Source organism: Clostridium sp. UBA4395, assembly GCF_002390995.1.
Lineage (GTDB): Bacteria > Bacillota > Clostridia > Clostridiales > Clostridiaceae > Clostridium_J > Clostridium_J sulfidigenes.
Genome location: NZ_DGRF01000054.1, coordinates 48,171 through 62,246 on the forward strand (window position 1 = coordinate 48,171; position 14,076 = coordinate 62,246).

The 14,076-nt window shown below is 30.7% G+C and carries 15 protein-coding genes; 4 read left to right on the forward strand and 11 right to left on the reverse strand.

Annotated features, from left to right (window positions below; genetic code table 11):
- Positions 1-146 precede the first annotated feature (146 nt).
- Positions 147-1,493 carry a Na+/H+ antiporter NhaC family protein gene (locus tag B2694_RS09915; RefSeq protein ID WP_346885593.1) on the forward strand — a complete coding sequence of 449 codons (1,347 nt, stop codon included), beginning with the start codon at positions 147-149 and terminating at the stop codon, positions 1,491-1,493.
- 137 nt (positions 1,494-1,630) lie between these two features.
- On the opposite strand, the gene B2694_RS09920 is transcribed toward B2694_RS09915, so the two are convergent.
- Complete coding sequence (locus B2694_RS09920; RefSeq protein ID WP_346885594.1) at positions 1,631-2,713, reverse strand: hypothetical protein; 1,083 nt, start codon at positions 2,711-2,713, stop codon at positions 1,631-1,633.
- A 147-nt stretch (positions 2,714-2,860) separates the two neighbouring features.
- A complete protein-coding gene (locus tag B2694_RS09925; RefSeq protein WP_346885595.1) occupies positions 2,861-3,820 on the reverse strand; it encodes a ribonuclease Z in 960 nt (319 codons plus the stop codon).
- 196 nt (positions 3,821-4,016) lie between these two features.
- Between B2694_RS09925 and B2694_RS09930 the strand changes: the two genes are divergently transcribed.
- The 3 genes from B2694_RS09930 (at position 4,017) to B2694_RS09940 (ending at position 6,533) form a co-directional block, all read left to right on the forward strand.
- Positions 4,017-5,045 carry a GntG family PLP-dependent aldolase gene (locus tag B2694_RS09930; RefSeq protein ID WP_346885596.1) on the forward strand — a complete coding sequence of 343 codons (1,029 nt, stop codon included), beginning with the start codon at positions 4,017-4,019 and terminating at the stop codon, positions 5,043-5,045.
- 223 nt (positions 5,046-5,268) lie between these two features.
- Entirely contained in the window at positions 5,269-6,399 is a 1,131-nt protein-coding gene (locus tag B2694_RS09935; protein WP_346885697.1) for a sodium ion-translocating decarboxylase subunit beta, read from the forward strand.
- Positions 6,399-6,533 carry an OadG-related small transporter subunit gene (locus B2694_RS09940; protein ID WP_341349072.1) on the forward strand — a complete coding sequence of 45 codons (135 nt, stop codon included), beginning with the start codon at positions 6,399-6,401 and terminating at the stop codon, positions 6,531-6,533. The genes B2694_RS09935 and B2694_RS09940 overlap by 1 nt, the downstream gene beginning before the upstream one ends.
- 57 nt (positions 6,534-6,590) lie before the next feature.
- On the opposite strand, the gene B2694_RS09945 is transcribed toward B2694_RS09940, so the two are convergent.
- The 9 genes from B2694_RS09945 to B2694_RS09985 form a co-directional block, all read right to left on the reverse strand.
- Positions 6,591-7,886 carry a TldD/PmbA family protein gene (locus B2694_RS09945; protein ID WP_346885597.1) on the reverse strand — a complete coding sequence of 432 codons (1,296 nt, stop codon included), beginning with the start codon at positions 7,884-7,886 and terminating at the stop codon, positions 6,591-6,593.
- A gap of 1 nt (position 7,887) precedes the next feature.
- Positions 7,888-9,270, reverse strand: a complete 1,383-nt coding sequence (locus B2694_RS09950; RefSeq protein WP_346885598.1) for a TldD/PmbA family protein — start codon at positions 9,268-9,270, stop codon at positions 7,888-7,890.
- Between the two features lie 76 nt (positions 9,271-9,346).
- Positions 9,347-10,102 carry a nucleoside phosphorylase gene (locus B2694_RS09955; RefSeq protein ID WP_346885599.1) on the reverse strand — a complete coding sequence of 252 codons (756 nt, stop codon included), beginning with the start codon at positions 10,100-10,102 and terminating at the stop codon, positions 9,347-9,349.
- 106 nt (positions 10,103-10,208) lie between these two features.
- Positions 10,209-10,730 (reverse strand): GNAT family protein, encoded by a 522-nt coding sequence (locus B2694_RS09960; RefSeq protein ID WP_346885600.1) that lies wholly within the window; start codon positions 10,728-10,730, stop codon positions 10,209-10,211.
- Between the two features lie 24 nt (positions 10,731-10,754).
- Complete coding sequence (locus B2694_RS09965) at positions 10,755-11,318, reverse strand: GNAT family protein (protein ID WP_346885601.1); 564 nt, start codon at positions 11,316-11,318, stop codon at positions 10,755-10,757.
- A 141-nt stretch (positions 11,319-11,459) separates the two neighbouring features.
- Positions 11,460-12,221 (reverse strand): GNAT family N-acetyltransferase, encoded by a 762-nt coding sequence (locus tag B2694_RS09970; RefSeq protein WP_346885602.1) that lies wholly within the window; start codon positions 12,219-12,221, stop codon positions 11,460-11,462.
- Between the two features lie 64 nt (positions 12,222-12,285).
- Entirely contained in the window at positions 12,286-12,855 is a 570-nt protein-coding gene (locus B2694_RS09975) for a GNAT family N-acetyltransferase (RefSeq protein ID WP_346885603.1), read from the reverse strand.
- 117 nt (positions 12,856-12,972) lie between these two features.
- Positions 12,973-13,512 carry a GNAT family protein gene (locus B2694_RS09980; RefSeq protein ID WP_346885604.1) on the reverse strand — a complete coding sequence of 180 codons (540 nt, stop codon included), beginning with the start codon at positions 13,510-13,512 and terminating at the stop codon, positions 12,973-12,975.
- Between the two features lie 61 nt (positions 13,513-13,573).
- A complete protein-coding gene (locus tag B2694_RS09985) occupies positions 13,574-14,071 on the reverse strand; it encodes a GNAT family N-acetyltransferase (RefSeq protein WP_346885605.1) in 498 nt (165 codons plus the stop codon).
- Positions 14,072-14,076 lie beyond the last annotated feature (5 nt).

Sequence of the window (14,076 nt, forward strand, 5' to 3'; positions counted from 1 at the left end):
AAAATAAATTTATCCCATAGAATCCCATTTTCTAAATTTGCTATATTTTTAAAATGAGTAGACTATAAATTTATCTCTTTTTATATTGTAAATTCATAATATTAAAGATAATATATAAGTGAAATTTATTTATATGGGGGGTTTTTATGGACGTGATTTTAGGGCTAATCATTTCTACAATTATATTTATAACAGGAGTAATTAGAAATATAGATACTGTTATATCTTTATTCATGGTACTATGTATATTCTTTATTATAGCAATAAAAAGAGGCGTCTCCATTAGGGATGGATTTAGATATTTAATTGAAGGAGGCAAAGAATCCTTAGGGGTATTAAAGATATTTATTCTAATAGGAGCAATCGTTTCTCTTTGGATGATTTCTGGTACAGTTCCTTCAGTTGTTTATTATGGAATTAATCTTATTCATCCAAGCTTCTTTGCTGTAAGCGCCTTTATTTTGTCAGCTTTTATATCCATGCTCCTTGGAACTTCCTTTGGTACCATTGGTACTGTAGGTATTTCTTTGATAGTAATGGCTAGAGCTGGTGGTGGCAATATCCTTATAATAGCTGGAGCAATTCTTTCTGGTGCCTATCTTGGAGACAGAGCATCACCTATGTCTTCCAGTGCAAATCTAGTTGCATCTATTACAAATACCAATCTCTACGATAATATTAAGAGAATGACTAAAACTTCTTTAATGCCCTTAATATTATCTCTAGGTTTATATTTAATTCTATCCTTATTCATGCCTGTAAATTATAGTAACTCAGATATATTATCTCAGATAACTGAAACTTTTAATATAAATATAATAGCATTGCTTCCTGCATTAATTATAATTGTACTATCATTCTTTAAAATTGAAGTGAAAATTTCTATGTTTATCAGTATAACTGTAGCTGCTATTATATCCTTCATTTTTCAACATGCTACCTGTAGTGAAATTATTAAAACTGCCATCTTTGGTTTCCAATTACCTATTGATAACCCTCTTTACAGCATCATAAAGGGTGGAGGTATAATATCAATGATAAAGTTAGCCTTTATAGTATTTCTCTCTTCAGCACTTACCGGAATATTTCAAGGGGCTAATCTGCTAGATTTTATAGAAGAATATTTAAATAAAATAAAAAGACCTGATACTTTATTTCTCACTACAATAATAACCAGTATCATTAGTTCCATGGTTGGCTGTACTCAAGTATTGGCAGTAATGCTTACAAAAATGACTATGAATGATACCTATATTAGATTAGGTTATGATAAAGAACACTTGGCACTTGATCTAGAAAATTCAGCTATTGTAATAGCTCCATTAATACCTTGGAATGTAGCTGTATTAGTACCTTTAACCACTTTAAGTGTAGATGCAAGGGCTATTTTATTCTCTTTTTATTTAATTTTATTACCACTAATAAGTCTAATGTCTACATATTTAAAAAGTCATAAAGAATTTAATTTTATGACATATAATATTGAAAAATAACTTAATAAAACAATACCTATGGACTAGGCACACAACAGTGTTTTAATCCATAGGTATTTATTATAATTATTATTAATATTTATTATTCATAAGTTCATCTTACATATTATTAAAATTTATTGAAATATTTTATTAACTTACTCCATAATCTCAATTTCTATTCCTTTTGCTTTAGCTGCTTCTATAAGCTCTTCATTAATACTAAGTGGTGAACATAATGATATTTTCTTCAATGTAGGTATACTAAGCAATTTATCATAATTCTCAATAACTTTGTCATGTAGTGTAATTTCTTTTAAATTAGTAAGGTTTTCTATACCATCCAAATTGGGAACCCCTGTAACAGATAGTGAAAACTTCTCAACTTCTGGGAAATTTTTTAAACCTGAAAGGCTAGTAGGCTTCTTAGTCTGAATATCAAGCTTTTTTACATTTGGAAAATATGGCATATCTTCTAAAGAACCTTTCTTAGGAAAAACAATTTCTAAGTCTTCTAATTTTCCAAAAGTATCAAGCTCTCCTAATTTATTTAAATATCCATACCAAATAGACATTCGTTTTAGATTTTTGCATTGCAAAAGAGGCCTATAATCCATAATAAAACCTTCATCATCTATAAAAAGTGTATTAAGATAATTCATATGCTCAATACCATTTAAGCTCTTTACCTTGCTAACAGTACTAATCCAAATACTTTCTATTTCATCTAATTCACGTTGATTTAAAGAAAGAAATGCAGGCTTTTTTATTTCCTGTGAACGTTTTATTTCTGCCTCTAAATTTCCATCCTTTATTATTCGATTAGAATAAAGATAGTAGTTTGTGGAAAATAACAATATACCTAGAACTATAACTAAAGCAATCTTTATTTTCTTTTTATGGGAATTCTCTTTAACTGCATAAAAAATAGTTAAAACTGATAATACCATAAAAATTATAATATAGTTAGGAATATAAATATAAAAAAATCTAAATATAAAATAATTTAATATTGGAAAAATCAATATCATATATTCCTTCCAATTCTTCCTATGAAACCCAATACCGCTTACCATAAGTATAATCCAAAACACTGGTGAATCATCATAAATATCATGAAATCCTGAAACAAATAATTGAAGAAATATAAATCCTATTAAAATACATATCCCTATTAAGTACTCCTTTTTATAGTTTTTAGGTTTATCTTTAATTTTATCATTATTAATAATATTATCCATTTTAGACCTCCAGCAATAATTAAAACTACATTTACATCAATTTCAACTTACTCATATTTACAGTTTATCTTTACGTAATATAACAGTATACTCTACATTTTACAATATATAGAGTTATAATACTATAAATTTAATGGATAATTCTTTTTAGTCCATATAAGTTAACGTCCTAACCATCCTATCTTCTCCTATGACACTATTATCAAATATCTCTTTAGCATTATCTATAAACTGTGCTGGTTCTCCCATAATAGGACTAAAATGAGTTAATATAAGTTCCTTAACTCTCCCTTCCTTAGCTAGTGTGGCAGATTCTCTAAAAATCATATGCTTATTTTTGATAGCCTTGTCTATATCCTCATCCTTACCATAGGTACCTTCACAGATAAACAAATCACTTTCTGCAATGAATTCTACCATTGAATCCATTGGTCTGCTATCAGTTATTAAACTAATCTTAACTCCTCTTCTCTCATCTCCTAATACCATATCTCCAGTATATGTTTTCCCTTCAAAAGCTACTTCTTCCTGCCTTTGTAGCTTACTCCATAGACTTTTAGGAATGTTATTTGCCATAGCCTTTTCTACATTAAACTTTCTTTCCCTTTTAAAATAAAAACTATATCCCTTGCAAGGTGATGAATGGTATACATCTATAGCATTTAATATTATTTCACTACTATGAATTTTTCTATGCTCATTATTCTCTGCCACATGTATCCCATCCTTTGATACATTAAGCTCCACCTTTGAGGGGGCTTCTATAATATTTACCTCATAGGGTAAATATTCTGCAACAACCCTTAGGCCATTTACAACCCTAGTAATTCCCTCAGGACCTATTATAGTTAAAGGCTCAGTTCTACCACTATTACCTATAGTTGAAAGAAGCCCTGGAAGTCCTATGACATGATCTCCATGGGTATGGGTAATACATATAATATCAATGGACTTAAACCCCCATGCCACCATCTTCATAGAAACCTGAGTCCCTTCACCACAATCTATAAGTATCTTTCTCCCTTTATAATTAATTAAAGTGGCAGAAAGATTTCTTTCCGGCATTGGCATAGAGCCTCCACAGCCTAATAAACACACCTCTATCATTGTTTTCCTCCGTTATTTTATAAGTTATAATCTAATGTAATTTAAAATCTATAATTGATTTTAAACCATATTAAGTATATTTACAAAAACTCCATAAATAATACTATAGTCTTAGATATTTATTTAACCCTTCACATATTCTAGACTTTTAATCCCTCTCATAGTACAATTTAATTATGACGTAGGGGGGATATGTATGAAATTTATCGATTTAAGAAGTGACACCGTAACAGAACCAACGGAAGCTATGAGAAAGGCTATGTACAAAGCTACTGTAGGTGATGATGTATATGGAGATGATGAGACTACTGTAGAACTTGAAAAATATGCTGCAGAACTTGTAGGCAAAGAAGCTGCACTATTTGTTCCTAGTGGAACCTTTGGTAACCAACTTTCATTACTTACTCACTGTAGACAAGGGAATGAGGTTATTCTAGGAAATGACTGTCATATAGTTTGTCATGAAGTTGGAGCAGCATCAATTATTGCTGGAGTTCAACTTAGAACCTTAAATAGCAATAAGGGTGAACTTTCACCTAGTGAAATAGAAGCAACCATAAGAAAAGAAGAAGATATCCATTATCCTGATACAGCCTTAATATGTCTTGAAAATTCTCATTCAAATGGAAGAGTTATTTCTCTAGAAAATATGGCTGAAATACGAAAAGTGGCTAATAAATATAATTTACCTATTCATTTAGATGGTGCAAGATTATTTAATGCTGCTGCTTATCTTGATGTAGATGTAAAGGAAATCACTAAAAATGTAGATACAGTAATGTTCTGCTTATCAAAAGGACTTTGTTCTCCTGTTGGATCTATTTTAGCAGGTAGCAAAGAATTTATTGATAGAGCTAGAAAATATAGAAAACTAATGGGTGGTGGCTTAAGACAATGTGGTGTAATAACTGCTGCTGGGCTTGTGGCATTAAAAGATATGAGAGAAAACCTAAAAGTAGATCATGAGAAAGCTGTATACTTATCTAAAGAACTAGCAAAACTTCCTGGATTTAAAGTAATGGAAGATAACCTACACATAAATATGGTATTCTTTGAACTACCTACTTCTATAAATTCTCAAGACTTAGTTCAATACCTTTTAGAAAGATGTATAAAGGTTTGTGATATAGAAGATGGCTTAATGAGATTTGTTACTCACTACTGGATTAGTTATGAAAACATAGATTTTATTATAAAAACACTAAAAGATTACTTAACTACTTAATGATTATATTTTAACCTAAGGTTGTAGGTTAAGTGCTTATTCTATTCACTTTTAACTATAACCTAGGTTGTTTTTATGTTATATAAATACAATTATAGAAATTATGTATACGTTGTAGTAAAATTATGTTGTTGTAATAAATATATTGGGGAATACTATTTTATTATAATTACACTCACTAACTTCAATGGCAAAATATTTAACTTATATGGGAGGATTAATCATGGAATTTCTACTGAAGGGCATAATGTCCCTCACCTGGCAACAACTAATAATGTGGTGTATAGGTGCAGGGCTAATATGGCTTGCTATTAAAAAAGGTTTTGAACCGGCACTTTTACTACCAATGGGGTTTGGTGCTATTCTTGTAAACTTACCCCTCTCTGGAGCTGTAACTCAACTTATTAATGGTCATGAAGAAATTGGTATAATAGATAATTTATTCAATATGGGTATAGCTAATGAATTGTTTCCACTTATTTTATTCATAGGTATTGGAGCTATGATCGACTTTGGTCCATTGCTTACAAATCCGAAAATGCTTTTATTTGGCGCTGCAGCTCAGTTTGGTATATTCTTTACCATTTCTTTAGCAGCGCTATTAGGGTTTTCATTAAAAGATGCAGCTTCCATCGGAATTATAGGAGCTGCTGATGGACCTACTTCTATCTTTGTTGCAAACTATTTTAAAAGCAACTACATAGGACCCATAACCGTGGCCGCCTATTCTTATATGTCTTTAGTACCAATTATTCAACCAGCTGCTATCAAGCTAGTAACTACTAAAAAAGAGAGACAGATAAAAATGAAATACAATCCTAAATCTGTTTCTAAAACTACAAAGATATTATTTCCAATAATAGTTACTGTTATAGCTGGTCTTATTGCACCAACCTCTGTAGCTTTAATAGGTTTCTTAATGTTTGGTAACCTAATTAGAGAATGCGGTGTTTTAGAGAGGTTATCCAGCACTGCACAAAATGAATTAGCTAACTTAGTAACCTTACTTTTAGGAATTACTATAGCTTCTAAGATGAAAGCTGAATTCTTTGTAACCTCTCAAAGCTTTATGATTATAGGTCTTGGTCTAATTGCCTTCATATTTGATACTATTGGTGGAGTTTTATTTGCTAAATTTATAAATCTATTTGCAAAGGATAAAATCAATCCAATGGTTGGTGCAGCTGGAATATCAGCATTTCCTATGTCCGCTAGAGTAATTCAAAAAATGGGTCAAAAAGAAGATCCTCAAAACTTTCTATTAATGCATGCAGTTGCAGCTAACGTATCTGGACAAATAGGATCTGTTATAGCTGGTGGATTAGTTCTCTTCTTAATCGGAGGTGGCCTGTAATGAATATAAATATAGAGGCATTCATGGAAAGTTTAATTGTAATGGGTAAAGGTATGGGCGGAATATTTGTAGTAATGCTTATAATATTTTTAGCTATTAAAGGATTAGGCTCCATATTTAAAGGTGAAGAATAAACAATATATAGCAAAGCTCTATGGCTAAAAATCTTCAGTCATAGAGCTTTTATGATTTTAATTTCCTGAAATAGTCACACCCTTAATCTTCATCCAAGGAGTTACGTATTCTCCAGTATTTAAAGTTTCTATAGAGATTTCTTCTATATTATTAAACATATCCTTTAAATTTGAAGTTATCATAGTTTCAGTTATGGCATACTTAATTTCTCCATTTTCAACATAAAAACTGTTTTTAGCTACTCCTGAAAAATCTCCATTTGATGATGGCATTCCCCCTGAAAACCTGCCTAGAATTATTCCTCTTTTAGTCGATTTTATTATATCTTCTATGGATTTATCTCCATTTTCTACAACTATGTTAAAGGAAGTTTTAGTAACAGGCCTTCCAGTTTTCTTTGCAGCGTATAAATCTATAATAAAAGATTTTAAAATCCCATTTTCTATGATACTTATATTCTCTGTTTTATATCCATCTGCAGTTATGAAGTTTTTATTAGCTATCTCATCACATAATGGCATACATTTAACCGTAAAATTATGATTAGCAACCTTCTCATTTAATTTATCCTTTAAAATACTTGTACCACTAATTAGTGATCTATCTCCAAGGAAACTTATATTATATAAGTATAACATTTCCCCAACTAACTCTGGAGTTAAAATTATATCTCCAATAAATTTACCCTTTATTCCATTGCAAGTAAGTTGACTAACTATATCTTTAAACCTTTGCCTAATATCAGCATACTCCATAAAATCTAAAGGTAATTCATTAAATACATAACTAAAACCTGTAAAAGATGTAGACTTTTTCCCCTCCTTTGCTAAGAAAATTATATTAGCTCTATAAATACCTTCTACTATTTTAAAATCTACACCGTTGGAATTTACAAAATTAGTTTCCTTACTATTAAACTCTAAGGTAGTTCCATCCATAAATTTAACCTGTGGAAACTCTTTCTTTAACTTCTTTAAAAAAGTACTTGTAAATTCATGCATTTTATCTAAGTCTGGCTCGGCATCTCCATTACTAAACTCTTCTTTCAGTTGATTTTCTGCAATATCATTACACTGATCACTCTCCGCCGACTCACACATTTCCATTAACTCTTTTATTTTCTTATTTATTTCATCTTCATCTATTTTATTTGAAGATATGGTAGATTTTTTATTGTCTTTTATGGCAACTAAATCTATATTCGTATCAATTGTTGTTCTTAAAAGATTAATGTCTTCATTTCCAAAATTCAATTCATATTTCTTACTATGAGTAAAAACACATTGAGCCTTATCAGCTCCCTGATTAACTATATTACTAATACAATATAAGGCTATTTCTCTATTTCCCATACTATTTTCCCCCTATATTTATCTTACATTTCATTGCTGGACCACCCATACCTACAGTTATAGGTTGTTTCTTTCCACACATTCCGCCATTTAACCATGTAAGGTCATCAGACACCATAGTAACAGTCTTTAACATATCGAAAGCAACTCCTGATATAGTGGTATCCCTTATAGCTTTACCTAGCTTTCCATTCTTTATTTCATAACCCATGGTTACTCCAAACATAAACTCACTAGTAGCATCAGCTTGACCATTACCAGGATTCATTAAATAGTAACCATCTTCTACAGATGCAATCATATCTTCAAGTTTATCCACTCCAGGAAGTATACATGTATTTCTCATTCTTATTATAGGCTCATCTGAAAACTCATAGGCTCTTGCATTTCCTGTTGGTGCTGCATTAAACATATTTGCACTTTCCTTATTATGCATATATCTCTTTAAAATACCATTCTCTATTATAGTTACGTCCTCAGCCTTGGTTCCTTCATCGTCTATATATATAGGTACTGGACATGTATTTCCAAAAGCCGTATTTGCATAGTCTACTAAAGTTACTAATGGACTAGCTACCTCCTTGTCCATATACTCACCTGCTATTGATCCAGATAACACAAAATCTGCCTCTGTAGTGTGTCCAACTGCTTCATGGGCTAGTATTCCAGCTAAATCTGGAGCTAATATACACTCTTTTAATCCACCACTTGCATATACGCCTTCGGCCTTTTGCCTTAAGCTTCCATAAATCTTATCTATTTTCTCATACAAACTCTGCGGACTCATAAAATTATCTTCAAATTGTCCTAATCCACCTATAACCTCATATAAATCAACTGGTATCCCATTATTATCATTAACCACTAACTCAACCATTATATTTGCTCTTGGTAAAAATGAATATAACTCAGCTCCTGAAGATGTAATAAGACTTTTTTCCATATTTAATTCATTAATTCTTATACTTCTGCTAATTAGATTGTTATATTTTTTTAGAATATAATTATCTATTTCTTTAGTAAATTCTATTAACTGTTTTTGAGTTAATCTTGCCTTCTTTGTAGCAAAAGATTTTTCTATAGAATAGTTTGAAGTTATTAACTCTCTATGCCTACTCACTGACTTAGAATTTAAAAATTCCCCATTTTGTCTTGCAATATTTAGTACTTGTCTAATACTTTCATCATTAACATTAGAATTAGAAGCAAATCCCCATGCTCCATTTACATTTACTCTTGCAGAAATACCACTAGAAGATGATTTAATATTCTGAATCAAATTGCCATTTGTCATCATTATACCTATGGATGAATTATCTTGGCATCGCAGTTCTGTATACCCCTTTAGCAAATTAGAATATTTACTGAAATTTGATATATTCATAAACTTCCCCCCTAAAATTAGCATTTTTATACTCATGTTATTATTATACATTAGTTACATTTATTTTGAAATGTTTTTATATATTACTTGCAATTTCAAAGGCTATCATCATATATCTTTCTCTTTCACTTAAGTCTAAATTACCAAGAATTCTTTTTTCCCACTTTTCACTATCTAAGTTATCTGCTGAGTATAGAAATTGAAAAAACTCTACTCCTCTAAACTTGCACATAGCTGCTAGTGATGCACATTCCATATCCACAGCAATACATCCTTCAGCCTTTCTTTTTTGCATATTTCCTATGGTTTCTCTATAAATTGCATCAGTTGTCCAAATCTTTCCTTTAACATAGGGAATTTTTAAATCATTTAATATACTTGCCAATTTATCAGCCTTTTCAATAGTAACATAATCACTCGGTTTCATATAGTGATAACTTACCCCTTCATCTCTGTATGCATCAGTTGGAACAATTAAATGCCCAGCTGTAATATTCTTATCTAATGAACCACAAGAGCCATATACTATAACCTTCTCTGCTCCCATAGCTATAATTTCTTCAAGGGTACCTGTTGCAAAGGAGCCTCCTACTGGAGTCATATAAAATCCTATATTCTTGCCCTTGTAATCCATTTTATAAATAATTACGTCACCATTTACTGACCTTGTAACTCCTACTTGAACTACACCTTCTAACTTTGAAAAAACATCCATTACTTTATGAGAAAAAGTGGCTATTACTACTTTAGGAAAGCCTTCAATTCTCTCTATTACTTCCTTTGGATTTATTATGGACTCCATGCACTCATCAAAACTATGAATTATACTCATTCCTTCATCTCCCTTACACTCTTATCAACTTTACTCACCATTCTGATTTTCTTTTAAATTCTTAAGAAGCTCATCTACGTCTCTTTGATTATTAAGCACTATACTATTAAATGCCCTTATCTAAGGATAAATAAACCAATTCTTTATCTTCTCTAACCTTAGTCATTCCAACCTTATTTAATAAGTTAATAGAGGGCATATTATCTCTTAAGCATTCTGCCGTAATTACCTTCACAGATTCCTGAGAAAATGCCCATTCTATCAAAGCATTAACTGCTTCATAGCCATACCCAAGCATTCTTTTGCTTTCAACTATGTTATAACCAATTTCAATTTCTCCAATATCATTTGGAGAACCTTTAAATCCACCATCTCCAATTATGGTATTGTCCGCCTTATCAATAAAAATCCAAGGTCCATATCCATCAGGAAGTTTCTTTTCTAGCTGAGCCTTAAATATTGGTAAAGCAGGCATTATATCGGAGCTTGGCCATTCTTCATTAAAATTTACACCTATATGATCATATGCATTTATATCATTTTTTAAGACTTCTGTTATAAATCTAAGTGACATTGTTCTAATAATTAATCTCTCAGTTTCAATTCCTATAACTTGGTTTAAAATCATAATTATCTCCTTCTGATGTATCTGTTACAATACTTCTTCTCTAATATCAATCCATTCCCTTTTCAACAAATCCATGTACATTACATCTGAAAACCTTCCTGTTCTACTATCAAAGAACCCTTCCCTTATAATTCCAATTTCTTTAAAGCCTAAAGCTCTATATAAACTGTGAGCGCGTTTATTATCTATCATGCTAGTAAGTTCAATCTTATTTAAATTTAAAAATCTAAACATAAAATCTATAAAATGACTTAAAGCATCCTTTCCATAACCCTTTCCTTGCTCTTCCTTCCAAATCTTTATTCCAAATTCGCATTTTTGTTCTCTTTTATCCCAGCCACAATAATTCATCTCACCTATAGGAGTCATATCCTCTTTTTTACAGATTATAAATCTTTTACTTGTAGCATATAACTGTGAATTTAAGACTTCCTTCTCTATACTATTTCTTATTGAAGTCTTACTCTCTAAAGTACCATAGACTAAGGCAGCATGAGACATAAAGCTTCCATCATTCCACCATTTATATAAAAATTCTTCATCACCTATTTCAAGTTGCCTTATAACTACATTTTTACCATCTATCATAAATATCTCCTTTAATACTTTATAAAATCAAAACCAAAAACTTCTATGTGCTCATTCTTATCTAAGGATTTATCATAATTTTTTCTAAGCTGTATCATGTTTAAGTGATCAAAACCACATTCCTTATATAGTTTAATATCACTAACTTTCCTTAGAATTACTTTTCGAATAAAGTTCTGCCCATGCTGGGAAAAATCCTGAATTTATAGCAATATTTTGTGAGTGAAAATGGGATTCTGCCGTTCCATAAAAAGGAACCTTTCCTCTCTTTAAAATTTCATTCTTTAAAAGTTTAACTAAGGTTGTTCCTATTCTCTTACCTCTATATTCTGGCAGAATATCAATACCTATTTGCCACATAGTTTTACTATCTGCACTTGCACCCGCCATGCCAATTATTTCATTTCCATCCCAAGCAGAAACTGCAAGCATATCTGGATGATTTTTATCAAATAAAAAAGCTTCTCCAAATCTCTTATCACCCTCAAACTTCAAAATTTCTTCTTGCTCGTACCATTTTATATCATAAATAGGTTTATCCATCTCTTGCACATCAGGATTTGGTAGATAATAATGGTGAGCATCTGCTATCTCATGTCCAACCTCCTGTAGCTTTTTATCAATAGCCCTAAGTTTAGGATATTCAAATAGCCATGCCGCACTTGCATTAATAAATTTTTCTTCAAACCATGGTATCAATGTAGGGGTTGTACTAATAATTGCTTTGTTTCCAAAACATAGTATCTTAAGAGCACATCCATCATTATCATAAATTCTTCTACCTTCAATAAGTTTATTCTCAACTATTGTATTTACTTCTTTTTCAAAATCAGATACCTCACAGTTATAATCCAGAGCTAGCTGAGCCTTAGCAATTTCTATAATTTCATTTTTTGTATACATATCATCTTCCCCTTTACTTTCCTTTTAGTATTGTTTTACTACCATAATATATAAAGTATAATTATTATGAATGACTATTATATAATTTATAATAATTAAACTTACACATTTCACCATCATATAGTACTACTCTGTCGTCAACATAATTAAATCCAAGTTTATTAATCACAGTTTTAGATGAAGTGTTCTCTGGCTTTACGATTGCAGTTAAAGACTTTAATTCAGTATTTTCAAAAACCCACTGAATTAGCGCTTTAGCTGCTTCTGTTGCATATCCATTCCCTTGGTAGCTATCAGAAATACCATATAAAATCTCAACTTCATTATCTATTTCAGCTTTTGCATGAACTCCCACAACACCAATGCATTTATGCTCCACCTTATATTCAATTGCCAATATTATAAAAGGCTCATTTATATTAAACTTTTCATTTAGCCAATTTATCCAAGAAAGTGCTTCTGACTCATTATGCAAAACCATATCAGACAGCCAGTAAGACACATTGGGTTGTTGACTATAATATACTGCATCCTTTACATCGGATGGTAAAAAAGGTCTCATAATTAGATTATCTGTTTCTATACTAATATTTATCATTTTAAAATCTTCTTTCTTTATTGTAATTCTCATCATTATCTTTAGTTGAACTTGTACAATAAGTGCATAAGCTTAACTAAAACTTATCTATTTTATTTTTTTACTACTCCATCCTTATAATTCGTCAAATAAGAATATTGTTTATTTATATGATTAACACTTGAAGTCATTCCAATTTACTGAGGTAGTTTTTCCATTTTGCCAATCTTCTCTTGTAATACCATAACCAATTGCATCATATAGTTTTCCATTTTTACTTCCCCATGCCTTTCGATAGTGTGCCTCTTTAACAAAACCGCACTTATGGAATACACATCTCATTGCATAATTATCTTGTCTTGTATTTCCCTCTATCCTTTCATTATCAGAGTAATTATTAAATATATAATCAACAAGCCAATTCACTGTAATTGTCCCGATTCCCATACCTTTGTACTTGCTCAAAATTTTTATGTCAAACAATGGGCTATCATCTTGTAAATCATAAATTCTTATCATTCCTACTTTTATGCCTTCATCTAAAATAACCCAAAATGTTTTGCAGTCATCCCCAGTATAATAATGGTTTTTATAGCTCTCTCTAATTCTTTCAGGGTTTTGGTTCGGTGTTCCATAAAATTCCCAAGTATCTGATGTTAAAAATCCTACAAGAGTATCAATTTCATCTTTAAATTCTTCAAAGCATATTTTCATGATTTTATTCCCTCCTTTAAATTTATTACAATTGAATCTTTTCTTTTAATCTCTCCTTTGGTTATTCTTCATTTATTTTTGCATAGAGCAAATTATCATAATAGTTATTCTCAAACTTCATAACCTTTTTTAATAAACCTTCTTTTTTGAAGTTATTCTTTATAGGAACTCTTTCACTCGCTCTATTTTGCGGATCCATACGGATTTCAAGTCTTATTAACTTTAAATCATTAAAAGCAATGTTTTCTAACTTCTTTACAACTTCTGTTGCAATACCTCTATTTAAAAATTTTCTATCTATAAAATAGCCTATTTCTCCAATGTGAGGACTTTCTTGAAATACTTTTATATTACATCCACCTATCACAGTACCTTCGTAGATGATTGAATAATTGTATTCAAGATTATTTTCTCTTTTATACTCTCGCCTCTTAATCCATTCTCTCTCCAATTCAATACTTTCTGGAATGGTAGCATAATAAAATTTAAACTTTCCTTCTGTAAGTATTCTAAAGAAATCCTCAGCATCTTCTATTATTGGATAACGCAGCTCAACCATAAAAT

Bases quoted from the DNA above. Each gene is read 5' to 3' on its own strand.
- B2694_RS09915 (WP_346885593.1), top strand. From the start codon at position 147: ATGGACGTGATTTTAGGGCTAATCATTTCTACAATTATATTTATAACA.
- B2694_RS09920 (WP_346885594.1), bottom strand. From the start codon at position 2,713: ATGGATAATATTATTAATAATGATAAAATTAAAGATAAACCTAAAAAC.
- B2694_RS09925 (WP_346885595.1), bottom strand. From the start codon at position 3,820: ATGATAGAGGTGTGTTTATTAGGCTGTGGAGGCTCTATGCCAATGCCG.
- B2694_RS09930 (WP_346885596.1), top strand. From the start codon at position 4,017: ATGAAATTTATCGATTTAAGAAGTGACACCGTAACAGAACCAACGGAA.
- B2694_RS09935 (WP_346885697.1), top strand. From the start codon at position 5,269: ATGGAATTTCTACTGAAGGGCATAATGTCCCTCACCTGGCAACAACTA.
- B2694_RS09940 (WP_341349072.1), top strand. From the start codon at position 6,399: ATGAATATAAATATAGAGGCATTCATGGAAAGTTTAATTGTAATGGGT.
- B2694_RS09945 (WP_346885597.1), bottom strand. From the start codon at position 7,886: ATGGGAAATAGAGAAATAGCCTTATATTGTATTAGTAATATAGTTAAT.
- B2694_RS09950 (WP_346885598.1), bottom strand. From the start codon at position 9,270: ATGAATATATCAAATTTCAGTAAATATTCTAATTTGCTAAAGGGGTAT.
- B2694_RS09955 (WP_346885599.1), bottom strand. From the start codon at position 10,102: ATGAGTATAATTCATAGTTTTGATGAGTGCATGGAGTCCATAATAAAT.
- B2694_RS09960 (WP_346885600.1), bottom strand. From the start codon at position 10,730: ATGATTTTAAACCAAGTTATAGGAATTGAAACTGAGAGATTAATTATT.
- B2694_RS09965 (WP_346885601.1), bottom strand. From the start codon at position 11,318: ATGATAGATGGTAAAAATGTAGTTATAAGGCAACTTGAAATAGGTGAT.
- B2694_RS09970 (WP_346885602.1), bottom strand. From the start codon at position 12,221: ATGTATACAAAAAATGAAATTATAGAAATTGCTAAGGCTCAGCTAGCT.
- B2694_RS09975 (WP_346885603.1), bottom strand. From the start codon at position 12,855: ATGATGAGAATTACAATAAAGAAAGAAGATTTTAAAATGATAAATATT.
- B2694_RS09980 (WP_346885604.1), bottom strand. From the start codon at position 13,512: ATGAAAATATGCTTTGAAGAATTTAAAGATGAAATTGATACTCTTGTA.
- B2694_RS09985 (WP_346885605.1), bottom strand. From the start codon at position 14,071: ATGGTTGAGCTGCGTTATCCAATAATAGAAGATGCTGAGGATTTCTTT.